Annotated in this window: 21 protein-coding genes; 6 read left to right on the forward strand and 15 right to left on the reverse strand. The window is 59.3% G+C overall.

Translation table 11 applies throughout. From position 1 onward, the window contains the following. Positions 1 to 5 precede the first annotated feature (5 nt). The 11 genes from I9H09_RS03015 to dksA form a co-directional block, all read right to left on the reverse strand. A complete protein-coding gene (locus tag I9H09_RS03015) occupies positions 6 to 872 on the reverse strand; it encodes an oxygenase MpaB family protein (RefSeq protein ID WP_122325101.1) in 867 nt (288 codons plus the stop codon). Positions 873 to 1,034: 162 nt separating this feature from the next. Beyond that, on the reverse strand, positions 1,035 to 2,699 hold the full coding sequence (pgi, locus tag I9H09_RS03020) for a glucose-6-phosphate isomerase (RefSeq protein WP_053932138.1): 1,665 nt from the start codon (positions 2,697 to 2,699) through the stop codon (positions 1,035 to 1,037). 248 nt (positions 2,700 to 2,947) lie between these two features. After that, the gene (gene panC, locus I9H09_RS03025) at positions 2,948 to 3,799 is read right to left on the reverse strand and encodes a pantoate--beta-alanine ligase (protein ID WP_122347400.1); all 852 of its coding nucleotides are present in this window, start codon (positions 3,797 to 3,799) and stop codon (positions 2,948 to 2,950) included. After that, positions 3,796 to 4,596, reverse strand: coding sequence for a 3-methyl-2-oxobutanoate hydroxymethyltransferase (gene panB, locus I9H09_RS03030; RefSeq protein WP_005895735.1), 801 nt, complete (start codon positions 4,594 to 4,596; stop codon positions 3,796 to 3,798). Before panB ends, panC begins: the two co-directional genes overlap by 4 nt. Positions 4,597 to 4,824: 228 nt before the next feature. Next, on the reverse strand, positions 4,825 to 5,331 hold the full coding sequence (folK, locus tag I9H09_RS03035; protein ID WP_122347399.1) for a 2-amino-4-hydroxy-6-hydroxymethyldihydropteridine diphosphokinase: 507 nt from the start codon (positions 5,329 to 5,331) through the stop codon (positions 4,825 to 4,827). Further along, the gene (locus tag I9H09_RS03040) at positions 5,324 to 6,727 is read right to left on the reverse strand and encodes a polynucleotide adenylyltransferase PcnB (RefSeq protein ID WP_122347398.1); all 1,404 of its coding nucleotides are present in this window, start codon (positions 6,725 to 6,727) and stop codon (positions 5,324 to 5,326) included. The genes folK and I9H09_RS03040 overlap by 8 nt, the downstream gene beginning before the upstream one ends. A 699-nt stretch (positions 6,728 to 7,426) precedes the next feature. Beyond that, positions 7,427 to 8,860, reverse strand: coding sequence for a sigma-54-dependent transcriptional regulator (locus I9H09_RS03045; RefSeq protein ID WP_005895744.1), 1,434 nt, complete (start codon positions 8,858 to 8,860; stop codon positions 7,427 to 7,429). Positions 8,861 to 8,882: 22 nt separating this feature from the next. After that, positions 8,883 to 11,837 (reverse strand): sensor histidine kinase, encoded by a 2,955-nt coding sequence (locus tag I9H09_RS03050; RefSeq protein ID WP_024669649.1) that lies wholly within the window; start codon positions 11,835 to 11,837, stop codon positions 8,883 to 8,885. After that, the gene (locus I9H09_RS03055; protein WP_002552060.1) at positions 11,821 to 11,997 is read right to left on the reverse strand and encodes a hypothetical protein; all 177 of its coding nucleotides are present in this window, start codon (positions 11,995 to 11,997) and stop codon (positions 11,821 to 11,823) included. Before I9H09_RS03055 ends, I9H09_RS03050 begins: the two co-directional genes overlap by 17 nt. Positions 11,998 to 12,095: 98 nt before the next feature. Then, positions 12,096 to 12,983, reverse strand: coding sequence for a tRNA glutamyl-Q(34) synthetase GluQRS (gene gluQRS, locus I9H09_RS03060; protein WP_122347770.1), 888 nt, complete (start codon positions 12,981 to 12,983; stop codon positions 12,096 to 12,098). 192 nt (positions 12,984 to 13,175) lie between these two features. Then, positions 13,176 to 13,616 (reverse strand): RNA polymerase-binding protein DksA, encoded by a 441-nt coding sequence (gene dksA / locus I9H09_RS03065; RefSeq protein WP_024669647.1) that lies wholly within the window; start codon positions 13,614 to 13,616, stop codon positions 13,176 to 13,178. A gap of 347 nt (positions 13,617 to 13,963) precedes the next feature. Here dksA and I9H09_RS03070 point away from each other — a divergent pair, with 347 nt between their 5' ends. Together I9H09_RS03070 and sfsA are read left to right on the forward strand one after the other, a co-directional pair. Next, on the forward strand, positions 13,964 to 15,136 hold the full coding sequence (locus I9H09_RS03070) for a pyridoxal phosphate-dependent aminotransferase (protein WP_122347769.1): 1,173 nt from the start codon (positions 13,964 to 13,966) through the stop codon (positions 15,134 to 15,136). After that, positions 15,136 to 15,849, forward strand: coding sequence for a DNA/RNA nuclease SfsA (sfsA, locus tag I9H09_RS03075; protein ID WP_005895765.1), 714 nt, complete (start codon positions 15,136 to 15,138; stop codon positions 15,847 to 15,849). Before I9H09_RS03070 ends, sfsA begins: the two co-directional genes overlap by 1 nt. 21 nt (positions 15,850 to 15,870) lie before the next feature. On the opposite strand, the gene I9H09_RS03080 is transcribed toward sfsA, so the two are convergent. Further along, positions 15,871 to 16,212 carry a Rieske (2Fe-2S) protein gene (locus I9H09_RS03080; RefSeq protein ID WP_054998412.1) on the reverse strand — a complete coding sequence of 114 codons (342 nt, stop codon included), beginning with the start codon at positions 16,210 to 16,212 and terminating at the stop codon, positions 15,871 to 15,873. A gap of 207 nt (positions 16,213 to 16,419) precedes the next feature. Between I9H09_RS03080 and deoC the strand changes: the two genes are divergently transcribed. Continuing rightward, on the forward strand, positions 16,420 to 17,199 hold the full coding sequence (deoC, locus tag I9H09_RS03085; RefSeq protein ID WP_005895770.1) for a deoxyribose-phosphate aldolase: 780 nt from the start codon (positions 16,420 to 16,422) through the stop codon (positions 17,197 to 17,199). 219 nt (positions 17,200 to 17,418) lie between these two features. Here the strand turns inward: deoC and I9H09_RS03090 are convergent, their stop codons facing one another. Both I9H09_RS03090 and I9H09_RS03095 read right to left on the reverse strand, forming a co-directional pair. Continuing rightward, positions 17,419 to 17,763 (reverse strand): pentapeptide repeat-containing protein, encoded by a 345-nt coding sequence (locus tag I9H09_RS03090; RefSeq protein WP_005895773.1) that lies wholly within the window; start codon positions 17,761 to 17,763, stop codon positions 17,419 to 17,421. Between the two features lie 94 nt (positions 17,764 to 17,857). After that, positions 17,858 to 19,396, reverse strand: a complete 1,539-nt coding sequence (locus tag I9H09_RS03095; protein ID WP_122347767.1) for a bifunctional aminoglycoside phosphotransferase/ATP-binding protein — start codon at positions 19,394 to 19,396, stop codon at positions 17,858 to 17,860. 130 nt (positions 19,397 to 19,526) lie between these two features. On the opposite strand from I9H09_RS03095, the gene mrcB reads away from it, so the two are divergent. From mrcB to I9H09_RS03110, 3 genes are read left to right on the forward strand one after another with little or no spacing between them, the layout of a single operon-like run. Beyond that, a complete protein-coding gene (gene mrcB, locus I9H09_RS03100) occupies positions 19,527 to 21,848 on the forward strand; it encodes a penicillin-binding protein 1B (protein WP_005895779.1) in 2,322 nt (773 codons plus the stop codon). Positions 21,849 to 21,904: 56 nt separating this feature from the next. Continuing rightward, a complete protein-coding gene (locus I9H09_RS03105; protein ID WP_005895781.1) occupies positions 21,905 to 22,618 on the forward strand; it encodes a tetratricopeptide repeat protein in 714 nt (237 codons plus the stop codon). Beyond that, a complete protein-coding gene (locus tag I9H09_RS03110) occupies positions 22,618 to 22,947 on the forward strand; it encodes a YqcC family protein (RefSeq protein ID WP_005895782.1) in 330 nt (109 codons plus the stop codon). Before I9H09_RS03105 ends, I9H09_RS03110 begins: the two co-directional genes overlap by 1 nt. A gap of 10 nt (positions 22,948 to 22,957) precedes the next feature. On the opposite strand, the gene I9H09_RS03115 is transcribed toward I9H09_RS03110, so the two are convergent. Continuing rightward, positions 22,958 to 23,374 carry a DUF4124 domain-containing protein gene (locus tag I9H09_RS03115; RefSeq protein ID WP_005895784.1) on the reverse strand — a complete coding sequence of 139 codons (417 nt, stop codon included), beginning with the start codon at positions 23,372 to 23,374 and terminating at the stop codon, positions 22,958 to 22,960. Positions 23,375 to 23,409 lie beyond the last annotated feature (35 nt).

Here is a 23,409-nt window from a genome sequence, read left to right on the forward strand (position 1 = left end):
GCTGCTCAGAGGCCCATGCGACGCTTGGCGCGTTGCGCCGATCCATTGCGCACTGCCCAGCGCATTAAAGGCGCGGTGCTGTTGACGCCCAGCCGGATGATCTTGCGCTGCAGAGGGCTTTGCGTGACATCGAGCATCTCGCTGGCCCAGACCGGCAGCAAGTCGACGCCAGCGCGCATCATCAATACACCAAAAGGCTTGGCCAGCCAGTTGGATGCCGGCGCATCCAGCAGCAGGCGCATCACTTCGCGACTGCGATCATCACATACCAGATCGCCTTGAATACCTTCCAGATAGTCCGCGATGGCCTGACGGGAGCGTGGCACATCGCACGCGCCCAGCCGCTCGGCGACCAGCGCTGTCTCGGCGTAATACATATCCTGATCCGCCAGCGACAGGTCTGGATCGTGATAGCGCAAATGTGCGGCCAGAAAGCTGCTGACTTCCGCCACATGCACCCAAGTCAGCAACTCTGGATCGCTGGCCGCGTAGGGCCGTCCATCTGGCGCTGTGCCGCTGATGTTCAGGTGGATGGCGCGTACTTTGTCGATCAACCAGTTGGCGTCCAGTGTGGAGCCATAGGTGGTGCCGGACAGAAATTGCCCGGTGCGTCTCAAGCGCCCGAGCATATCCTGACGAAAACTGGAGTGGTCCCAGATACCAGCGAGCGCCAGCGGGTGCAGCGCCTGCAGCATCAAGGCGCTGATGCCACCGACCAGCATGCTGGTAAAGTCGCCATGCACCTCCCAGCACACCGCTTGCGGGCCGAACAGACCGGGGTCGCCCTTGGGGTTCTCCAGATCCAGTTGCCCGAGAGTGAGGCCGGTAAGGCTGATTACCTGGTTTTCGATGCGGGTACGGATGAATTCCATGTCGTGCTCGGGCATCGGGGAGGGAATATCAGGTACAACTGACGTGTGCCTGGATGACTATCGTGCCAATGCTCCAGCGTTGCCACGCAGTTCGTGACGCGGGAGCGTCACGAGCTGCATTCCCACGCGGAGCGCGGGAACGATAATCATGGAAGGGGCAAATCAGCCGCGGTGACGGCCGCGGAAGTAGTTGATCAAGCCTTGTGTCGATGCGTCGTCAGCAGGCTCTTCAGTGCCACCGGTCAGACGCTGATACACAGCCTTGCCCATTTCCTTGCCCAGTTCCACACCCCACTGGTCAAACGCGTTGGTGCCCCAGATAACGCTTTGTACAAACACCTTGTGCTCATACATGGCCACCAGCGCGCCGAGACGACGTGGGCTGATGCGTTCTACCACCAGCGTGTTGCTTGGGCGGTTACCAGGGATGACCTTGTGCGGCGCGAGTTTCTGCACCTCATCTTCAGCCATGCCTTTTTCACGCAACTCGGCCTCGGCTTCGGCGCGGGTCTTGCCCATCATCAGGGCCTGGCTCTGCGACAGGCAGTTGGCGTACAGCCACTGATGGTGGTCGGCAACCGGGTTGAAGCTGACGATCGGCACAATGAAGTCAGCCGGGATCATCTGTGTGCCTTGGTGCAGCAACTGGTGGTAAGCGTGCTGGCCGTTGGCGCCCACGCCACCCCATATGACCGGGCCTGTATCCGTGAGTGCCGGCGTGCCGTCCTGGCGAACGCTTTTGCCGTTGGATTCCATGTCCAGTTGTTGCAAGTGTTTGGTGATGTTGCGCAGGTAGTGGTCGTACGGCAGGATCGCGTGGCTCTGCGCGTTCCAGAAGTTGCCATACCAGACACCCAGCAGCGCCAGTAATACCGGCATGTTCTGCTCAAAAGGTGCGCTCTGGAAATGCTGGTCCATGGTGTAGGCGCCGGACAGCAGTTCCTTGAAGTTGGACATGCCGATGGCCAGCGCAATCGGCAGGCCGATTGCTGACCACAGCGAGTAGCGACCGCCGACCCAGTCCCACATCGGGAAGATGTTTTCTTCGCGGATACCGAACGCCACCGCAGCCGCATTGTTGCTGGAGACTGCGATGAAGTGACGATGCAATTCGACCTCCGAGCCACCCTGCGCAAGGTACCAGGCACGTGCAGCTTGTGCGTTTTTCAGGGTTTCCAGTGTATTGAAGGACTTCGACGAAACGATGAACAGCGTGGTCTCGGCGCGAATCCTCATCGACAGCTCGTGAAACTCGCTGCCGTCGATGTTTGCCAGATAGTGGCAGCGAACGCCTTTGTGCGCGTAGGCCACCAGTGCTTCAGAGACCAGCTCCGGGCCGAGGAACGAGCCGCCGATGCCGATGTTGACCACGTCTGTGATCGGCTTTTCGGTGTAACCGCGCCACAGGCCGTCATGAATGCGGCCGACCAGCTCGGTCATCTGATTGAGCACGCGGTGTACGTCGGGCATCACATCGACGCCGTTGACCTTCAGCTTGTCACCCACCGGGCGGCGCAGTGCAGTATGGAGTGCCGGGCGACCTTCGGAGGAGTTGACCAGTTCGCCGTCGTACTGAGCCTTGATCGCGTCCTTGAGACCCACTTCACCGGCCAGGCTGACCAGAAGGTCGCGAGTCTCGGTGGTGATCAGGTTTTTCGAATAGTCGAGAAACAGGCCGGCGCTGCTGAGCGTGAACTGGTTGAAGCGCTGCGGATCGGTATTGAACGCTTCGCGCATGCTGAAATTCTGCATGGCCTGACGGTGTTTGTTCAATGCTTGCCAGGCGGGCAAAGCGGTCACATCGGAAGGATTGCGGTAGTACGCCATCGCTGCGGGTTTCCTTTAACGGGTTCGGGCTTGGATATTTTTAGAGCGAGGTCGCAAGCTCTCATTGGCTATACATAGCAGACTACCCTTCGCACACCTGTTTGTCTGCGCCTCGCCCTACCTGCCCCCGGTACTTTTTCGCACACAAGTTATCGGGGTTTCACTCAAATACTTTGGGTTGTGGTTCACGCAACCTGTATCGATAGGGCATTACTGACGTGGCTTAGTTCATCGGCCAGTGGATCCTTTCAGCCTTTGGTCAGGTGCAGATTGTCGATCAGACGGGTCTTGCCCAGAAAGGCAGCGGCCAGAATGACCACGTCGCGATCTTGCGCAGTCGCCGGACGCAGGTTGCTTGCATTGCGTATTTCCAGATAGTCGATGCGAAAACCGACGGCCTCAAGCTGCTGCTTCTTGTCTGCCAGCAGTGTCTCGAAATTCTGCTCGCCTGCGTTGATCGCGTCGGCCGTCTGGCAGATCGCCTGATACAGGGCAGGCGCTATGGCGCGTTGCTCGTCGGACAGGTAGCCGTTGCGCGAAGACAATGCCAGGCCATCATCGGCACGCACGGTAGATTGGCCCAAGATCTCGATCGGCATGTTCAGGTCGCGGACCATTGCCCGGATCACCGCCAGTTGCTGGAAATCCTTCTCGCCGAAGATCGCCAGATCAGGCTGCACCATATTGAACAGCTTGCTGACCACCGTCGCGACACCCTCGAAGTGGCCGGGGCGACTGGCGCCGCACAGCCCCTGCGACAGGTGCGGAACGCTGACCAGCGTTTGCTCGGCCATGCCATCGGGGTACATTTCTTCGACAATGGGCGTGAACAGCAGATCGCAGCCGGCCTGGACGAGTTTTTCCTGATCGGCGGCGAGGGTCCGCGGGTAGGTGGCCAGGTCTTCCTTGGGGCCGAATTGCAGTGGATTGACGAAAATGCTCGCGACCACGAAGTCTGCGCACTGCGCTGCGCTGGCGACCAGTGTGGCGTGGCCGCTGTGCAGGTTGCCCATTGTCGGCGTCAGGGCGATGCGCTTGCCTTCACGACGTGCCTGCGCAACCGCCGCGCGCAGTTCTGTAACGGTCTTTACTGTGTTCATGCCGAGAACCCGTGTTCGGTGGCCGGAAAGCTGACGTCCTTGACGGCGTTCACGTAGGCCTGAATGGCCGACTGGATGTCAGGTTGACCAACCATGAAGTTTTTCACGAACTTGGGGACGCGCCCGCTGATCGACAGGCCCAGCATGTCGTGCAGCACCAGAACCTGACCGTCGGTTGCGCTGCCGGCACCAATGCCTATCACCGGAATTTTCACTGCCAGAGTGATCTCTTCGGCCAGTTCGCTTGGCACGCATTCCAGCAGGATCATTGCGGCGCCGGCCTGCTCCAGCGCAATGGCATCGGCGCGCATTTGTCGGGCCTGTGCTTCCAGGCGGCCCTGAACCTTGTAACCGCCCAGCACATTGACCGACTGTGGCGTGAGGCCCATGTGCGCGCAGACCGGAATCCCGCGCTCTGCCAGCAAGCGAATCGACTCGCCCAACCAGGCGGCGCCTTCGACCTTGATCATGTGCGCACCGGCCTGCATCAACGTCGTACTGTTGATGAAGGTCTGCTCCAGCGTGGCGTTGGCCATGAACGGCAGGTCGGCGAGAATCAGCGCGCCCTGGTTGCCCCGTTTCACACACGCCACGTGGTAGGCCGTTTCGGCCGTGGTCACTGGCAGTGTGCTGTCATGACCTTGCAGGACCATACCCAGCGAGTCGCCTATCAGCAGCACTTCGACACCGGCCTGGCAGGCAGTGTGGGCAAAGGTTGCGTCGTAACAGGTCAGCATGGTGATTTTCTCACCCTTCTGCTTCATGGCCAGCAGCGACGTAACGGTTATGTTCGGCATGTAAAGTTCTCCATCAGGCACTGTGCAATGGGGGCTCAGCGCGTGAGAGTCATCCTGGAAAAGCAGGCACACCGTCGTGTCGCGGTGTTTTGCAAAAGGCCTGTTTCGCGCCCGTTCGCCAGTGTGGCAGCGGCGGGAGGCCTATCTTCGTGAGGAGGGGGCGTTAAGTCAATTGAAGGTGTTACCTGTGTGCCGAACCGGTTACACCCGTGGACACAAGGCTGGGCTTCAAGCCTCGGCAGGCAGGCGCTCGAGGCCTGTGAAAGGGCATTCACTCAGCAACCGAGGCAGCTCGCGCCCATCGGCGAGGACCATCGCGGGGGCCAGCTCGGCCAGTGGATAGAGCACGAAGGCGCGGGAGTGCAGGTCGTAGTGCGGCACTTTGAGGCGCGGCTCGTCGATCAGTCGGTCGCCGAACAGCAGAATATCGAGGTCAAGGGTACGTGGGCCCCAACGCTCGTGGCGCTCACGTCCCTGATCCAGCTCGATGGCTTGCAGAGCGTCAAGCAGCGTCAGCGGCGGCAGGGCAGTGTCCAGCGCTGCGACAGCGTTGGTATAGCGCGGTTGACCGGGCAGGAGCGAGTCACTGACATAGAATGAAGAGACACCACTTAGCGTGCAATCGGGCAACCGGGCCAGCGCCTTGAGGGCACTGCGCAATTGCTCGGCCGGGTCAGCAAGGTTGCTGCCCAGGCCTATGTACACGCGTTCAGTGGTCAACAGCGGTTCATTCACCGCTTTGCGCCTCGCCACTGCTGCGCTTGCGCTTGGCGCCACTGCTGCGACGACGCTTGCGCGGAGCAGCACCTGCGGCTTCCGGCTTGTTGCTCAGGTCACGAATCATGTCGCGACGTTCGCTGTCGTTGCAGTCCTGGTAATCGGTCCACCATTGACCCAGACCGTCAGTCTGCTCACCTGCGCTTTCGCGTAGCAGGAGGAAGTCGTAGCCGGCCCGGAAACGCGAGTTGTCCAGCAGCAGGTCGGCACGCTTGCCTGAACGACGCGGCAGGCGTTCCTGCATGTCCCAGATTTCGCGGATCGGTAGCGTGAAGCGCTTGGGGATCGCGATGCGTTGGCATTGCTCGATGATCAGCTCGTGAGCAGCATCCTGCATGGCGGCAATCGGCGGCATGCCGCGCTCTTGGGCGCGCAGTACTTTGGCTGGCAGTGCAGGCCAGAGCAGGGCGGCAAACAGGAACGCCGGAGTAACCGGTTTGTTCTGCTTGATGCGCAAGTCGGTGTTGATCAAGGCATTGCTGATCAGTGTGTGGGTATACGTCGGGTTGTATTCCAGCGCTTTGGAGCTGGCCGGGAACAGAGGGTCGAACAGCTCGAGGTCCACCAGCATTTCAAAGGTGGGAGCCGCGTAGCCCGAGAGGAACAGTTTGAGGACTTCTTCGAACAGGCGTGCCGAGGGGATATCACGCAGCATGGGAGCCAGTGTACTGATCGGCTGGGCGCTGTGTTTTTCAATGCCGAAATCAAGTTTGGCAGCGAAGCGCACTGCACGCAGCATGCGCACCGGGTCTTCCTTGTAACGCTGTTCAGGATCGCCGATCAGGCGGATCAGCTTGTTGCGGATGTCATGTACGCCGTTGGCGTAATCCAGCACACGCTCGCTGACCGGGTCGTAATACAGCGCGTTGATCGTGAAGTCGCGACGCTGGGCATCCTCTTCAAGTGTGCCGTAAACGTTGTCCCGCAGGATGCGTCCGCTTTCGTTGCGCGAAGACTGGTTGCTGTCCTCTTCCTCGTCATCCTGTGGATGATTGGCGCGGAACGTCGCCACTTCGATGATTTCCCGACCGAAGTGGATATGCACCAGCTTGAACCGGCGGCCAATGATCCGCGCATTGCGGAACTCGGCCCTTACCTGTTCAGGCGTTGCACTGGTGGCGACGTCGAAATCCTTGGGCGTGATATTGAGCATCATGTCACGTACGCAGCCACCGACCAGATAGGCCTGGTAGCCGGCATTCTGCAGGCGCTCGACAATGTTGACGGCATAACGGCTGAACTGGCTGCGCTGCAGCGAGTGCTGACTGCTATTGAGCACTTCAGGCGTGGTACGCGTATGTTGCTGCGGTTTGCGCAGTGGGGAGCGAAATGACTGGAACAACTTCTTCAGCATGGGATGCACTGTTTGAAGGAATATTCGGCCAAAAACGTGGAATGACCGCATGATGGGCGGGGATTCTAGCATTTAGTCGAGGGATGGTGTAGGAAGCTGTCGCGGAAGGGGCAAAGTACGGCGCGTATAGAACCGGGAAGCTACTGGGGGAGCCGAAGCTCCCCCAAAGTGTGTGCTCTTTATTATTGTTTTCTGTATGGGCTTCTTGTTTTTGTTGAGTGCCCTTTCACGAGACTGTCGGCTGTGAAACCTCCCAGTCGGGAGTCAAGAGCAAACGGATTGCTTTGGTCGCTGTGTTGCAATGATCATTCGATCCAACCAGTTCAGGCTCTACCTAAGGGTAGTTTTTGTTGTTCTCGGCCTGGTTGCGGGGCAAGCCCCAAATACAACTCCTCTCCAAAAGAATCAGTTAGCTGCGCCTCCGCCGTGTTGTTCTTGTTATGCGTGAGTCGATTCGTGTTGTTTTTATTGTGGGTGTCTTACGGCTTGTTGTTGTTCTTGTACTAAGCATATAGCAGAAGCTGTGCCAACTTTAGACAACCCCCGTAAACCGGGACGTTGCGGGCTACCGGCGTTTTTTGCAGGCACAAAAAAACCGGGATTCGTTACCGATAAACCCGGCTTTTGTTACGTGAAGTACATGAGGTAACAGTTTTCACAGAGCCCTGTACACCGCGTGCCAGAGCCCTGCGTCAGGTATCACGTTTCGCTGGCCACACCTTTGCGGCGGGGTATGCCCAGACGCTGCCGACGTTCCCACAGGCACTTGCGGCTGACGCCCAGTTTGCGTGCCAGTTCGGTTTCAGTCATGTGGTCCTGATGCTCCAGCACGAAGTGCTGGAAGTAGTCCTCGAGCGACAGGTCTTCACTGGGCTCGTTGCCGGTCGAGCCCGCAGAGCCAGGCAGCGGGGCCATGCCCATGTATTCATCGTCGTCCAGACCGTCCAGTTCGATGTCGATACCCAGCAGGTCAGCGGTGATTTCCGGGTTCTCGCAAAGGATCACCGAACGCTCGACGGCGTTTTCCAGTTCGCGTACGTTGCCGGGCCAGCTGTAATGACGGATGGCCTGCTCGGCGTCAGGCGCAAATTTCAGGTCGGTGCGGCCAACCTTGGCGCTCTGGCGTATCAGGAACGCGTGGGCTATTTCGAGTATGTCGCTGCCGCGTTCGCGCAACGCCGGTAGCTTCAAGGCGATGACGTGCAGGCGATAGAACAGGTCTTCACGAAATTCACCGTTTTTGGCCAGCGTCTTGAGGTCACGGTGCGTGGCCGCGATCAAGCGAACGTCGACCTTTTGTGACTGCACCGACCCCACTCGACGAATTTCCCCTTCCTGCAGCACGCGCAGCAGCCGTGCCTGGGCTTCCAGTGGCAGCTCGCCGATCTCGTCGAGAAACAACGTGCCGCCATCTGCCGCCTCGACCAGCCCGGCACGGCCGGCGCTGGCCCCTGTGAAAGCGCCTTTCTCGTGACCGAACAGTTCGGACTCGATCAGGGATTCCGGGATGGCCGCACAGTTGACCGAGATCATCGGCGCCTTGGCACGGCGTGAAAGGTTGTGCAAGGCGCGGGCGACCAGTTCCTTGCCGGTGCCCGATTCGCCCTGGACCAGCACGTTGGAGTCGGTAGGCGCCACTTTGCGGATCTTGCTATAGAGGTCCAGCATCGGCGGGCAGGAGCCGATAATGCCGATCTCGCCGTTGTGATTCTGTGTCGGACTTTTTTCGGCAGCGCCCGCTTTGGCGAGTGCGCTGCGCTCGTCCTGCAGGCTCTTGACGGTCTGCCGATCGCTCAGGATGCGCGAAACTGCTTGCAACATTTCGTCGTGATCGAAGGGTTTGGCGATGTAATCCACCGCGCCCATCTTCATCGAATCGACGGCCGAGCGCAGGCTGGCGTAACTGGTCATGATCAGCACCGGTTTGCCTTCGCCCAGCTTGATCAGTTCGGTGCCCGGAGCGCCCGGCAAGCGAAGGTCGCTGACGATCAGGTCAAACGAGGGGATGCTGAAACGTTCCTGAGCTTCCTGAACCGAGCCGGCTTCACTGACTTCATACTGGTTGCGCTCAAGCAGGCGACGCAAGGCTGAGCGGATAATCGTTTCGTCTTCGACGATCAAAATATGCGGCATTGATTCAATTCTCTCGACGGTCTCAGTTCGCGGTGGACGTCGCGTCGACATGGCGTGGCAAGGTCACACGAATGCGCGTGCCACGCTGCTGCTCGGGATCGGCCGGGCTGTCGATGATGATTTGTCCATAATGCTCTTCGACGATGGAATAGACCAGCGCGAGGCCTAGTCCGGTTCCTTCGCCAGGGTCCTTGGTGGTGAAGAACGGCTCGAACAATCTGTCCATGATTGCCTTTGAAATTCCACTGCCTTCGTCTTCGACGATGAGGTCCACGGTGTGCTCGGACACTTCGCTTCTGACCCTGACCGTGCTGCCTGCCGGCGAGGCGTCGCGGGCGTTGGAGAGCAGGTTGATCAGAACCTGTGCCAAGCGTTGCGGATCGCCTACAGCCCAGTGTTCTGGGTTGCACAGGTTGTAGAAGTGTACTTCGAAATTGCGCCTGTTCAGCGCCAGCAGACCAATAGCATCCTGAGCCACTTCAGCCAGACAAACGGCTTCATCGCTGTGCTGATGAGCGCCCGCATGGGCGAAGCTCATCAGCGACTGGACGATACGCGATACGCGTTTGGTCTGTTCTAGAATCTGGCTGCTGATTTCTTTCAGTTCGCCGTCTTCTTCGCGTTCTTCACGCAGGTTTTGCGCGAGGCAGGCGATGCCGGTGATCGGGTTGCCGATTTCGTGCGCTACACCTGCAGCCAGCCGGCCGATACTTGCCAGCCGTTCGGAATGGACCAGCTTGTCTTCGAGCATTTGTGTGTCGGTCAGGTCCTCGACCAGCAACACCAGCCCGCTGTTGCCGGGGGCGAGCGGCTCGTTGATGGCGGCCTTGTGCAGGTTAAGCCAGCGCGTCTGTCCGTCCAGTCCGAGTTTCTGCTTGTGCAAGTGTTCGTCCGGCACGCTGGTGAAGCCGGTGAGCAGGCTTTTCCAGGGCTCGGAGATGGTGTCCAGTCGCGAACCGACAACCCGCTTGGCGATGATTCCGGTCAATTCCTCCATGGCCCGGTTCCACATCAGGATTTCCTGATCCTCGGCCAGCGAGCAGACCCCCATCGGCAGTTCCTGCAATGTCTGGCGATGGTAGCGGCGCAGGGCGTCGAGTTCGGCGGCCAGCCCGGTCAGGCGCGAATGGTAGTCCTCAAGGCGGCTCTCGATGAAGTGGATGTCTTCGGTGACGTATTTTTCGCTGCCGGACTTATAGGGAAGGAATGTTTCCACCATATCCTGAGCGACGCTCGGGCCCATCAGCCCGGACAGGTTGGCTTCTATCCGGTCACGCAGGCGGCGCAGGGCGTAAGGGCGGCGTTCGTCGAACGGCAGGTACAGGTCGCGCAGCGCTTGTTCGACTTCCTTTTGTGCAGCTTTTGCTCCAAGCGGCTTGGCCAGTTGCGTGGCAAATTCCTGAGGTGATACAGCGTGCAGTTCGCGGCGTTGCGGACGGCTCACGTTATCGACGGCGCAGGCCTCGGCGGCGCTGACCTCTTCAGGGCTGGCGTTGGTGAAAAGCGATACCAGAGTGAACAACAACACGTTGGCGGCGAGCGAGGCGATTGCCGCCATATGCCAGCTGGTGTCGTCCAGCACGTAGATCATGTTCAGCCAAGGAATGTAGACGCCTTGCAGGTTGCCGATGAGCGGCAGCAGCATGCTGACCACCCAGACTGCGATACCGGCCAGCAGCCCGGCGATGAAACCACGTCGGTTGGCGGTCGGCCAATACAGCACCGACAGCACGCCAGGCAGAAATTGCAGGGTGGCCACGAAGGCGACGATCCCTAGATTGGCCAAATCCTGCTGAGCGCCCAGCATCAGGTAGAAGCCGTAACCCAGAGCGATGATTGCCACAATCAGCCCGCGTCGGGTCCATTTCAGCCAACGGTAGATATTGCCCTCGGCTGGCGGCTGGTAAAGCGGCAGTACCAGATGGTTGAGCGCCATGCCGGACAGCGCCAGGGTGGTGACGATGATCAGTCCGCTGGCCGCCGACAGCCCGCCGATGTAAGCGAGCAGGGCGAGTGACTTGCTGTTGGCGGCGATGCCAATGCCCAGCGTGAAGTATTCCGGGCTGGTGGTGGCGCCCAGCTTGAGCCCGGCCCACAGGATCAGCGGTACCGCCAGACTGATCAGCAGTAAAAACAGCGGCAGCCCCCAACTAGCGCTGACCAGCGAGCGTGGGTTGAGGTTTTCCGTGAAGGTCATGTGATACATGTGCGGCATGACGATGGCTGAGGCGAAGAACACCAGCAGCAAGGTGCGCCACGGGCCTTCCTGCAAGGGCGTGTGCAGCGAGGCGAGGGCAGCCTGATTCTGCAGTAGCCACAGTTCGAGTTGTTGCGGACCGTCGAACACGCCGTACAGGGCATAGAGCCCGACGCCGCCCAGAGCGATCAGTTTGATCAGCGATTCGAAGGCGATGGCAAATACCAGACCTTCGTGCTTCTCCCGGGTGGCGATATGCCGAGAACCGAAGAAAATCGTGAACAGGGTGATCAAACCGCAAAACGCCAAGGCGACCCGGTCCTGCACCGGTTCGCGGGTCAGAATGCCGATAGAGTCGGCCACGGCCTGAATCTGCAGCGCAAGCAATGGCAGGACGCCGATCAGCATGAATACTGTGGTCAGCGCCCCAGCCCAGGTGCTGCGAAACCGGAAAGCGAACAGGTCGGCCAGCGATGAAAGCTGGTAGGTGCGAGTAATTTTGAGGATCGGGTAAAGCAGCACAGGCGCGAGCAGAAATGCCCCGGAAACACCGAGGTAGCTGGACAAAAAACCATAGCCGTACTTATACGCCAGGCCGACCGTGCCATAAAACGCCCACGCACTGGCATAAACGCCCAGGGAGAGGGTATAGGTCAATGGATGGCGAATGATCCAGCGCGGTACCAGCCCGCGCTCGCTGACCCAGGCCACGCCGAACAGAAGCAGCAGATAGGCGGCGCTGACCAACAGCATCTGCGTCAGGCTAAAGCTCATCGGCATCTCGCTGGCTCTGGAGAATGAACGTCACCACGATCAGGATCAGCCACAGCATGTAGGGCCGATACCACGCGCCGGTGGCATCGATCCACCAGTCCATGATGGCCGGGGAGAACAGGTAAATGCCTACCACCAGAAGCAAAACCAACCGGTATATGTACATCTGGTCTCCCTGAGCCGGTAGATGAGGAGCGGCATGTTAACGGATGCCGGATAACCTGCAAGTATCCTTGCGTCGCAGTTTTCGGCGACCGCTCTGGATCAGTCTATACGGGCTTCTTCGACAGTGCGCAGTCTGGGTATGAGGTCGGCGTTCCAGTGGCGGAGACCCCAGGCGAGTACTTCCTGAGCGGTTCCATCGGTCATGTGCGCGTCAACCGGTTGCCCCAGCGCCCTCAGCGCTCGCAATAACAGTGGCGTTGCCTGATCTGCAGGCAGTGGCGGCGAGCGATAGGATTTGCCGAGCTTGTGGCCGTCTGGCTGGGTGATGAGCGGTACGTGCAGGTAGCGCGGCTGAGGCAGGCCAAGTAGCTCTTGCAGGTACAAATGACGAGGCGTCGAGTCCAGCAGATCGGCGCCGCGCACGATGTCGGTAACGCCCTGCCAGGCGTCATCGATGACCACGGCCAGCTGATAGGCGTAAAGCCCGTCACGCCTGCGGATCACGAAGTCGCCGCTTTCGCGTCCCAGGTGCATCTTGACGGTGCCCTGCACCCGGTCTTCAAATTGATATTCCAGCTCCGGCACCCGAATGCGAATGGCTGCGTTTTCAGGCGCATGCCCTGCGTCGCGGCAGAACCCTGGGTAAATTCCATTAAATGCTTCAAGCTGTTTGCGTGAGCAGGTACAGGCGTATGCCAGGCCATGATTGAACCAGCGCTGGAGGACTTCGGCGTAGGCTGCATGACGCTCGCTTTGCCGGACCATCTGACCGTCCCATTCAAAACCGTAACGCTCCAGCGTTTCGAGAATCGCAGCTTGCGCCCCGGCCACCTCGCGAGGCGGGTCGAGGTCTTCCATGCGCAGCAGCCATTGGCCGCCAGCCGCACGCGCATCCAGATAGGACGCCAGTGCGGCGACCAGCGAGCCGAAATGCAGATAACCACTGGGAGTCGGCGCAAAGCGCCCGATGTAGGCCGGTTTTTTCATGGCCCGGATGTTACGGGGGGCGGCCTTGAGCGGGCAAGCGAAACACCTGAGATCAACGAACTGCGGTCTGACGCACAGCGTCGCGAAAGGCATTCCCACGTGGAGTGGGAACGCTAATCATGAGAGCCGTGATTTTGGCAGGCACAAAAAAAGACGCCGAAGCGTCTCTTTTCAGTTCAAGGCGGCCACAGGTTATTTACCGACCTGTTTTTCCTTGATTTCAGCCAGCGTCTTGCAGTCGACACACTGGTCGGCGGTCGGGCGTGCTTCAAGACGGCGGATGCCGATCTCTACACCGCAGGATTCGCACCAGCCATATTCTTCGTCTTCGATAAGCTGCAATGTCTTGTCGATTTTCTTGATCAGCTTGCGCTCGCGGTCGCGTGCGCGAAGCTCAAGGCTGAACTCTTCTTCCTGACTGGCGCGGTCGGCCGGATCAGGAAAATTGGCAGCTTCATCCTTCATGTGGGTCATCGTGCGATCGACCTCTTGCATCAAGTCCTGCTTCCACTTGTTCAAGATCTTGGTGAAGTGCGCGCGCATCGGCGCACCCATGTACTCTTCGCCCTTCGTGGACTCGTACGGTTGAAAGCCGCTGACTAGATGGTTCTGTTGCTTGTCTTGGGTGGGCATGTATGGACCGCCTCTCACTCTTCTAATCTATTGCGCAGGATTGTTCCATCACCGACACCCGTCGGCCCTGCAGCTGCAAGCGGGCGAACTTAACAGAACAAATCGGAGTGCGCTACTCCCGGTTGTCGAGCATGATGGCGTAATGCACTCGCAAAGATGACCGTTGGCAAACCGCCCTGCGCTTAAATGAACTCTAGCTGCTGTACGCCGTCGTATTTATCTTTTGTCCGGTATCCGCTGACCGGCACGGGTGCCTTTCAAAGCATGCCGGCCGGGCGCTCGGGTAGAATCATGCCCCGCTGTCATGACAATCATGTTTTGCTCCCGCTCCACTATAAGGAAGACCCATGGCTCAGCCTTACAGCGCGCGCAGTCGCGCCATCGAACCCTTCCATGTGATGGCGCTGCTGGCACGTGCCAATGAACTGCAGGCGGCGGGGCATGATGTCATTCACCTTGAGATCGGCGAGCCGGACTTCACCACCGCAGACCCGATCATAAAAGCGGGGCAGGCAGCCCTGGCGGACGGCAAGACCCGTTACACCGCCGCGCGGGGCCTGCCGCAACTGCGCGAAGCCATCGCCGGGTTCTATGCCCAGCGCTATCGGCTAGATATTGACCCGCAGCGGATTCTGGTCACGCCGGGCGGTTCAGGCGCCTTGTTGCTGGCCAGCAGCCTGCTGGTCGATCCTGGCAAGCACTGGTTGCTGGCTGATCCGGGGTATCCGTGCAATCGGCACTTCTTGCGCTTGATCGAAGGCGAGGCGCAATTGGTGCCGGTCGGCCCGCAGCAGCGTTATCAACTGACGCCCGAGCTGGTGGCCAGCCACTGGAACGAGAACAGCGTCGGTGCATTGCTGGCATCGCCCGCCAACCCTACCGGTACGCTTCTGGATCGTGATGAACTGGCTGCTGTGTCTCATGCATTGAAAGCACGCAACGGCCACCTTGTGGTGGACGAGATTTACCACGGCCTGACATATGGCGTTGACGCAAGCAGCGTGCTGGAAGTGGATAACGATGCCTTTGTGCTGAATAGCTTTTCAAAATATTTCGGGATGACCGGCTGGCGTCTGGGGTGGCTGGTTGCCCCGCCAGAGGCTGTGGGTGATCTGGAAAAACTGGCGCAGAACCTCTACATCAGTGCTCCAAGCATGGCGCAATACGCTGCGCTGGCCTGTTTCGAACCACAGACGCTGGCCATTCTGGAGCAGCGCCGCGCCGAATTCGGCCGTCGCCGGGATTTTTTATTACCCGCCCTGCGGGAAATGGGTTTCGGTATCGCCGTAGAGCCGCAAGGTGCGTTTTATCTGTACGCCGATATATCTGCGTTTGGGGGCGACGCCTTTTCGTTCTGCCGGCATTTTCTGGAAACCGAGCATGTGGCTTTCACTCCAGGCCTGGATTTCGGCCGCTTTCAGGCAGGCCATCACGTGCGCTTTGCCTATACGCAAAGCTTGCCGCGCCTTGAACAGGCAGTGGAGCGAATTGCTCGCGGCCTGCGCAGCTGGAGCGCCTGATGCGTTTTTCGCCAGAGCTGGAGCAGGGTCGCCTGCTGGTCCGCTACAAACGTTTTCTCGCAGATATTGAAACAGAGAGTGGAGAACTGCTGACTATCCATTGCCCGAACACCGGCTCGATGCTGAACTGCATGATGCCCGGCGGGCGCGTGTGGTTCAGTCGCTCCAATGACCCAAAGCGCAAGCTGCCGGGCACGTGGGAGATCACGGAAACGCCGCAGGGGCGTTTCGCCTGTATCAACACCGCAAGAGCCAATACGCTGGTTGAAGAGGCGTTGCGCGCCGGGGTGATCAGCGAGCTGGACGGTTTTACGGCGCTCAAGCGCGAAGTGGCCTACGGTCAGGAGAAAAGCCGCGTGGACTTCCGCCTGGAATACCCCGATGGTTATTTGTATCTGGAAGTGAAAAGCGTGACGTTGGGTTTCGATGGCTCTGCCGTGGCAGCGTTTCCCGATGCGATCACACAGCGTGGCGCGCGGCACCTTCGCGAGCTGGCATCGCTGGCGCGTGAAGGCGTTCGGGCAGTATTGCTTTATTGCGTCAACCTCACCGGCATAGAAGCGGTAAGGCCGGCCAAGGAGATCGATCCTGCTTACGCAGCGGCATTGCGCGACGCTGTCGATGCCGGCGTTCAGGTGCTGGCCTATGGTGTGCAATTGACGCCGGAAGAAGTGTTCATCGACCGCCGCCTGGAGCTGCACTGGCCGGACTGAAGCATTTACGCTACCTGTCGCTTAGTGAGCGTCTTTTTCTTTCAGGGGCAGCGCCACCCAGATCCCTTCCTTGTCCTCCCGGCATTCCAGCGCGGTCAGTGATTGTCCTTCGCAAGGCCCCGCTACGCACTCGCCATTCTCTATCAAAAACAGCGCGCCGTGGCTGGCGCAGCGGATCAGGCTAGCGCTGCTGTCCAGAAAATGATCAGGTTGCCAATCCAGAGCGATACCTCGATGCGGGCAGCGGTTTTCATAAATGAACACCTTGCCCTCACGACGCACTGCCAGCAGCTTGTGCGCACCCGGTTCAAACCCTTTGCTTTGAGCTTCGGGCAGATGCAGCGATGGGCAAAGGAATATCAAGGTGCCTCCCGAGAACAAGTTCAGGCCGTCAATCAGCCTGGGCAGTTTGACAGACTCTTGGTGCTCTCGCCCTTGCGGGGTTCATGTGACTAGTGATGTCGGATTCTTCCTGTCTTTATGTAGCTGATTTCTGGCTGTAGGGCTTAGGCGCCCATCAGCCGGCCTAGCGGTATACCGTTCTGTAAATACCTACAGATAGGCAAAGCCATGAAAGCACTGACAGCAGTTGAGGAGCAGCTTGCGCGCCAGGCGATAGGATTGCTGGACTTGTTTGCCCTTAATACCGACAACACCGAGCAGCGTATTGTCGGTATCTGCCAACGAGCATGGACGCCGGTCGGGCCAGTCGCTGCCGTCTGCGTGCAGCCTCGCTTTGTGTGCCTGGCGCGTACCACGCTGGACCGGATGCTGGCGAGGGACGTCAAGGTGGTTGCCAGCGTCAATTTTCCTAATGGCAGCGGCAGCATGGCCTCAGTGGTGTCCGAAGTGCGTGCGTCTCTGATGTCCGGGGCCGATGAGATTGACGTCGTCTATCCCTTTCGCGCACTGCAGGGCGGTAATCGGCAGGCTGGTATCGAGCTGTTGGCGGCCTGCGCATCGCTCTGCGGGAAACGGTATACGTTGACCGCGACGCTGGAGACCGGCGACCTGCGAGACTCGCAAATGATCCTCGATGCCTGCCGCGATGCGATCGATGCGGGTGCTGATTTCATCAAGACCGGTACCGGCAAGGCGACTGCCCATGTGACGCCTCAGGCTGCGCGGATCATGCTGGGGGCAATTGCCGATGTCGGTGGGCAGGCAGGCCTCAAGGTTGCAGGCGGTATTCGTACGTTTGACGAAGCGCGTTCCTACATGACCTTGGCCATTGACCGGTTTGGTCCGCAGTGGGTCAATGCTGGCCGATTGCGCCTGGGCGGCTCAAGCTTGCTGGACGATCTGCTGGCGAGACTGGGCCTGATTCAATTGAACAGCGGCGGCTTTTGAGGTCTTGGCCGCTGGTTGCTAAATAGCGGGCAAAAAAAGACCCGGCAAAGAGCCGGGTCAAAAACCGTGATTAGCCTGATGAGGAGATAATCTGAAAGTCCGAACCAAGGTCTTTCAGGCTACCGGCCAGTCTCGCGACTGGATGTGATAATCATAACGATTCTCATTTGTATGTCAACGTTTCTTTTCCCGTGCTTTTACGGGCTTTATCAACTCTGCTCAGCGGATGCGATAGCGCAAGCGCGTGCCGAAGTTGACCGACATCAGAATCTCGTCAGCTGACAATTCCGCAGGGAAAAAGACCCCCGATATCTGCGCGTGGGCGATGCTCGCGCCTTCCAGCGGTGTGTTACGCAGGTCCAGACCGCGCAGGTCGGCGGACCTGAAGTAGGCGTCGGTAAAATCGATACCTGTGGTGTCCAGTGAGCGCAGGTCCAGGCCCCGGAAATCGCCACCCACCATATCGATGGTGCCGGTTCGTGGTTTTTCCTGATTGAAACCTTCAACATCATCCTTGCGCAGCAGCATATAAAGCGGTGAGTCAATGTGTTTAGGCTGGCTCATGACGGCCTCTTGATCGCGTTGGATTTATGGCGCCAGTATATCGCCATCATTGAATGGCCGTGAAGCATTACCCGCTCAACGGCCATGCATCGTTTTACAGTGTAGGCAGGCGCTTGCGCAGGTTATCGACGAGGCTGTCCATATCACCGCTGATGTGGGTCGCTACCTTCTTGCTGTGCAGAATTTCGTCTGCGCTCAGAGGTTCGCGACTGGCTTGCTGTGCCTTGATAACCTCCAGTGTCGCGTCGGAAGGGTCATTGTTCTGTGCCTGACGCTGTGCAAGCCAGCTGGCGATCACGGCCTGTGGCGCTTCGCAGTCGAGGATCAAAAACGGTACGGCGGTGGCTTCGGCTATTTTCGCCGCTGCTTCACGCTGCTCGTGCTTCAGATAAGTGGCGTCGATCACCACCGAGAACCCGGCTCGCAACGTCTTGCCAGCCAGTTCGTGCAAGCGTGCATAGGTTTCGATGCTGGCTTCGGTGCCGTAGATATCCTGATCGCGTCCGGCAAACAGGCGTTTGCGTTCGATGTCGGAGCGCAGACGAACGGCGCCCAGTGATTCGACCAGGCGCATTGCCACGTGGCTTTTGCCAACTGCCGAAACACCGTGGGTAATCACCAGAAACGGCGAAGGGATGGCACTGTAGCTTTCGGCCAGGTTGGCGTAGTTGCGATACTGGCGCAGTGTCGCCGCACGCTGTAAACCATCGGCGTCCGGGGCTTGACTGAACAGCGCTACCTTGGCACGGACCAGGGCGCGGTAGGCTTTATAGAAGTTGAGCAGTTCCAGACCTTCATAGTCACCGGTGACTTCCAGGTATTGACTGATCAGGCGTCTGGACAACGATTTCAAACCCCGGTCTTCAAGGTCCATTGCCAGAAAGCCAATGTCGGCATACACATCGGTCTTGCGGAATGGCTCGTTGAATTCGATGCAGTCGAACAGCACGACCTTGCCATCGATCACGGTGGCATTGCCCAGGTGGATATCACCGTGGCACTCACGGATGAACCCCCCGGCCTTGCGCTGGGTCAGCAGGGGCTTGAGCCGGGCAAAGCTCGATTCGGCCCAGGCTTGCAGGGCGTCGAGCTGAGCCAGGTCGGCTTCTTCACTGATCAATGGGCGAATCTGCTCAAAGTTCTGTATGACTGGAGCCATGACGCTGTCAGGTGAGCCCAGCTCGCTTTCACTGGTCACGCGCGGCGAGTCAAGGTGGAATGTCGCGATCTGGTGTGCCAGCTCATCGATGTGGGCGGTCGTCAGCTCGCCATTGGCCTGCAACGTGCTGAGCAAACCATCCTGCGAAAACTGGCGCATCTTGAGTGCGTAATCGACCACTTCGCCATCCCCGCCCAGCTGCGGTGCTTCGGCCGAGCCGGTGATCGCCAGCACTTCGAGGTACAGGCCGTCAGTGGTGCGCTGGTTCAGGCGCAGCTCTTCGCGGCAGAAATGCTCGCGCAGGGCCAGCGTGGTGAAATCCAGAAAGCCGAAATTCATCGGTTTTTTGATTTTGTAAGCGTAAGGGCCTGTCAGCAGAACCCACGAAATGTGCGTTTCGATGACCTGAAAGTTCTCCACCGGATGAGGGAACAGGGCAGGGTTTTGCAGGGCTGCAATCAAAGACTGGCTCACGGACGATCCTTCAGGAATGTGTTCAAAATGTAAGTGCTGGATGCAGCCATTATGGCCGCTTGGCGCGAGGCTGCAAACCGCTGACTCAGGCGTCTGTCGATCCTTGGCAAAGTGCGTATAATCCGCGCCCATGACTCGATCCCGCACCTCTCGTTCCCCTAAAAAGCAACCTCCCCGCAGCCTGCACAAGTGGCTGGGCTGGGCGTTGAAGCTTGGTATTGTCGGCCTGGTCCTGCTGGGCGGGCTGGCCATTTATCTTGATGCTATCGTTCAGGAGAAGTTTTCCGGCAAGCGCTGGACCATTCCTGCCAAGGTCTATGCACGCCCGCTGGAGCTGTTCGTCGGGCAGAAGCTCAGTCGCGACGACTTTCTCATCGAGCTTGATGCGCTGGGCTATCGCCGCGAAAGCGTGGCCAATGGCCCTGGCGCAGCAGCGGTCAACGGCAATACTGTCGACCTCAATACCCGAGGCTTCCAGTTCTACGAAGGCACCGACGTCGCTCAGCAGGTACGCGTGCGTTTTTCCGGTGACTCCGTGGCCGACCTCTCTTCAGGCAACGGTGCCAAGCTGGCCGTGGCGCGGCTTGAGCCGCTGCTGATCGGCGGCCTGTACCCGAAGAATCTCGAAGACCGGATCCTGATCAAGCTCGATCAGGCACCGCCTTATCTGCTCGACGGGCTGGTGGCGGTCGAGGACCGGGACTTCTATCACCACTTTGGTGTGTCACCCAAGTCCATCGCCCGGGCTATCTGGGTCAACAGTTCTCAGGGGCAGATGCGTCAGGGCGGCAGTACGCTGACCCAGCAGTTGGTCAAGAACTTCTACCTGACCAACGAGCGCAGCCTGACCCGCAAGCTGACCGAGGCCATGATGGCGATCCTGCTGGAGATTCATTACAGCAAGCAGGAAATCCTCGAGGCCTATCTCAATGAAGTATTTGTCGGCCAGGACGGTCAGCGAGCCGTTCACGGCTTTGGTCTGGCCAGTCAGTATTTCTTCAGCCAGCCGCTGTCCGAGCTGAAAATCCATCAGGTCGCGATGCTGGTCGGGCTGGTCAAGGGGCCGTCGTTCTACAACCCGCGCCGCAACCCGGAGCGAGCGCTTGAACGACGCAATCTGGTGCTCGATCTGTTCGAACAGCAAGGTGTTGCGACGCCGGAAGTGGTCGCCGCAGCCAAGAAAATGCCACTGGGCGTGACCAAGACCGGCACGCTTGCCGACAGCTCGTTCCCGGCTTTTCTGGATCTGGTCAAGCGCCAGCTACGCGAAGACTACCGCGACGAAGACTTGACCGAAGAAGGGCTGCGGATCTTTACCAGCTTCGATCCGATTCTGCAGATGAAATCTCAGGCCGCCATGGACGACACGTTCAAGAAGCTCGCCGGGCGCAAGGGTGTGGATGAGGTTCAGGCAGGTATGGTCGTCACCAACCCGGAGACCGGTGAGGTGCAAGCGCTGATCGGCGGTCGCGAGGCCGGGTTCTCGGGTTTCAACCGCGCTATCGACGCCGTACGGCCGATCGGTTCGCTGGTCAAACCGGCTATTTACCTGACGGCATTGGAGCGTCCGAGCCAGTACACGCTGACCAGCTGGATTGCTGACGAGCTGTTTCAGGTCAAGGGCGCCGACGGTCAGATCTGGAAGCCGCAGAATTACGACCACAAATCTCACGGCAACATCTTTCTGTATCAGGGGCTGGCGCATTCCTACAACTTGTCGACTGCCAAGCTGGGCCTTGATCTGGGTATCCCGAACGTTTTCAAAACGCTGGCCAAACTGGGCGTGACCCGTGAGTGGCCTGTGTATCCGTCGATGTTGCTGGGGGCGGGTGGCTTGAGTCCGATGGAAGTCGCCACCATGTATCAAACCATTGCCAGTGGCGGGTTCAATACGCCGATGCGCGGCATTCGCAGCGTGCTGACCGCTGAGGGCGAGCCGCTCAAGCGTTATCCGTTCAAGATCGAGCAGCGTTTCGATCCGGGGGCGATTTACCTGGTGCAGAATGCGATGCAGCGTGTAATGCGCGAAGGTACGGGTAAATCTGTTTACAACGTGTTGCCGAGTTCGTTGAATCTGGCGGGCAAGACCGGCACCAGTAACGACTCTCGCGACAGCTGGTTTGCCGGTTTCAGCCAGGATCTGCTGGCTGTGGTGTGGATGGGCCGTGACGATAACGGCAAGACCCCGTTTACCGGGGCTACCGGCGCCTTGCAGGTCTGGACCAGCTTCATGCGCAAGGCCAATCCGCTGCCGCTCGACATGGCAATGCCGGACAACGTGGTTCAGGCATGGGTCGATGCACAGACTGGTCAGGGTTCGGACGCCAGCTGCCCGAATGCAGTGCAGATGCCGTATATTCGCGGCAGTGAACCCCAGCCGGGCGCAACATGCGGCGGCGCGCCAGCACCTGCCACTGAGGTGATGGACTGGGTCAAAGGTTGGTTGAACTAGGCAATCGAGGTTTTGAAGTGAATAAATGGTGGATTCCGGCTTTAACGACACTGGCCTTGCTGAACGGCTGCGCCAGTGTAGAACGTGGCTCGATTCCGGTCGTGGACTCGAGCTCCAAGGTGTCCAACAGCGAGCGCGTCGCCGCTTCGCGCAATGGCGCTTACCGGGCCAATACCGCTCCGGTTCAGCAGCAGCCGCAAGCCGTGCCACAGGATTCGGGTGTCGTGGTGATGGTGCCGGGTGCTGGTGGTGCAGGTGGCGCGGGTGCTGGTGAAAGTTTTTCGGCCCCGGCCAGTCAGGCACCTTTCAGTGTCAACACGCCGCCTGCCGATGCCGCTCCGGTCAATCAGGCGCCGATCAACTCTGCTCCGGCGAACAACAGTTACAGCATGCCGGCTGCGTCCGCGCCGACTGGCATCCCGTCCAGTGGCGGCGGTCTGTCCGAGGACGAGCAACTTGACGGGCCGGTGCTGGCCTTGCTCACCACCGCTCAGCAACAGCAGGGCAGTGGCGATCTCAACGGCGCATCTTCCAGTCTCGAGCGCGCCCAGCGGGTCGCACCGCGCGAGCCTCAGGTGCTTTATCGTCTGGCGCAGGTACGTCTGGCTCAGGGCGATGCTGCCCAGGCCGAGCAACTGGCTCGTCGTGGCCTGACTTACGCCAATGGCCGTGCCAGCCTTCAGGCCAGCCTGTGGGGGCTGATTGCTCAGTCTCGCGAGAAGCAGGGTGATGCAGCCGGTGCTGCGCTGGCGCGTCAGAAGGCTCGCTGATGGACCAGCGTTTACCTGAAGTTGCCGAGCAGTTGCTGTTGATCGAGCGCGAACTGCGAGCGCTGGGGTGGTGGGATGTCACGCCGCCCAGCGAAGAAGCGCTGTCCAGTCAGGAGCCTTTCTGTGTGGACACGCTCGAGTTTGCGCAGTGGTTGCAGTGGATCTTTTTGCCGCGGATGAAAGTCATCCTCGAACGCGACCTGCCGCTGCCCAATGCTTCCGGCATTCTGGAGATGGCTGAAATGACCTACGCAGGTTGTTTGAGCCAGACCCGCTCGTTGCAGCAGCATCTGGCGCGTTTCGATCAGTTGATCACCGCCGCTCGTTGAGCAACGCTGTCTAGCGGCACATTTCGCTGATGGCCTTTTCTGTTTCCGCTATGCGCGTCTTGCGATTATCTTCGGTAAGACGCCTGGACTCACCGCCCACCTGCTCGCGAACTCGCGGATTGTTCTGCAACTGCGCGAGATTGGTGCGCAGGGTTTCGCAGCTCTGTGCACGCTGGGCTTCCTGAGCCTTCACCTGATTTTTGACTTTCTGGTCAATCGCACGTTGCTGCGCTGCACCGTCGTCCGAAGGCGTGCCTGGCGCTGCTGCGGGCGGTGGCGTCTGCACGTTTATTTCCTGTACCTGCTGGTCGGTTGGCGGTTGGGCATCGAAGTGCGTTACGCCTTGAGCATCGACCCATTTATAGATTGAAGCGGCCTGGCTGGTCGTGCCGATTGCCAGTGCGGCGGCGAGAATCATCCAATGCATGTCGAGTCCTTGAGTGGTCTGTGCAGGCAGAAAAC

The sequence above is a fragment of the Pseudomonas tremae genome, assembly GCF_023278125.1.
GTDB lineage: Bacteria > Pseudomonadota > Gammaproteobacteria > Pseudomonadales > Pseudomonadaceae > Aquipseudomonas > Aquipseudomonas tremae.

Excerpts from the sequence above, each read along its gene's own strand:
- I9H09_RS03015 (WP_122325101.1), bottom strand. The coding sequence starts at position 872 with ATGGAATTCATCCGTACCCGCATCGAAAACCAGGTAATCAGCCTTACC.
- pgi (WP_053932138.1), bottom strand. The coding sequence starts at position 2,699 with ATGGCGTACTACCGCAATCCTTCCGATGTGACCGCTTTGCCCGCCTGG.
- panC (WP_122347400.1), bottom strand. The coding sequence starts at position 3,799 with ATGAACACAGTAAAGACCGTTACAGAACTGCGCGCGGCGGTTGCGCAG.
- panB (WP_005895735.1), bottom strand. The coding sequence starts at position 4,596 with ATGCCGAACATAACCGTTACGTCGCTGCTGGCCATGAAGCAGAAGGGT.
- I9H09_RS03040 (WP_122347398.1), bottom strand. The coding sequence starts at position 6,727 with ATGCTGAAGAAGTTGTTCCAGTCATTTCGCTCCCCACTGCGCAAACCG.
- I9H09_RS03045 (WP_005895744.1), bottom strand. The coding sequence starts at position 8,860 with ATGCCGCATATTTTGATCGTCGAAGACGAAACGATTATCCGCTCAGCC.
- I9H09_RS03050 (WP_024669649.1), bottom strand. The coding sequence starts at position 11,837 with ATGCCGATGAGCTTTAGCCTGACGCAGATGCTGTTGGTCAGCGCCGCC.
- I9H09_RS03055 (WP_002552060.1), bottom strand. The coding sequence starts at position 11,997 with ATGTACATATACCGGTTGGTTTTGCTTCTGGTGGTAGGCATTTACCTG.
- gluQRS (WP_122347770.1), bottom strand. The coding sequence starts at position 12,983 with ATGAAAAAACCGGCCTACATCGGGCGCTTTGCGCCGACTCCCAGTGGT.
- dksA (WP_024669647.1), bottom strand. The coding sequence starts at position 13,616 with ATGCCCACCCAAGACAAGCAACAGAACCATCTAGTCAGCGGCTTTCAA.
- I9H09_RS03070 (WP_122347769.1), top strand. The coding sequence starts at position 13,964 with ATGGCTCAGCCTTACAGCGCGCGCAGTCGCGCCATCGAACCCTTCCAT.
- sfsA (WP_005895765.1), top strand. The coding sequence starts at position 15,136 with ATGCGTTTTTCGCCAGAGCTGGAGCAGGGTCGCCTGCTGGTCCGCTAC.
- deoC (WP_005895770.1), top strand. The coding sequence starts at position 16,420 with ATGAAAGCACTGACAGCAGTTGAGGAGCAGCTTGCGCGCCAGGCGATA.
- I9H09_RS03090 (WP_005895773.1), bottom strand. The coding sequence starts at position 17,763 with ATGAGCCAGCCTAAACACATTGACTCACCGCTTTATATGCTGCTGCGC.
- mrcB (WP_005895779.1), top strand. The coding sequence starts at position 19,527 with ATGACTCGATCCCGCACCTCTCGTTCCCCTAAAAAGCAACCTCCCCGC.
- I9H09_RS03110 (WP_005895782.1), top strand. The coding sequence starts at position 22,618 with ATGGACCAGCGTTTACCTGAAGTTGCCGAGCAGTTGCTGTTGATCGAG.
- I9H09_RS03115 (WP_005895784.1), bottom strand. The coding sequence starts at position 23,374 with ATGCATTGGATGATTCTCGCCGCCGCACTGGCAATCGGCACGACCAGC.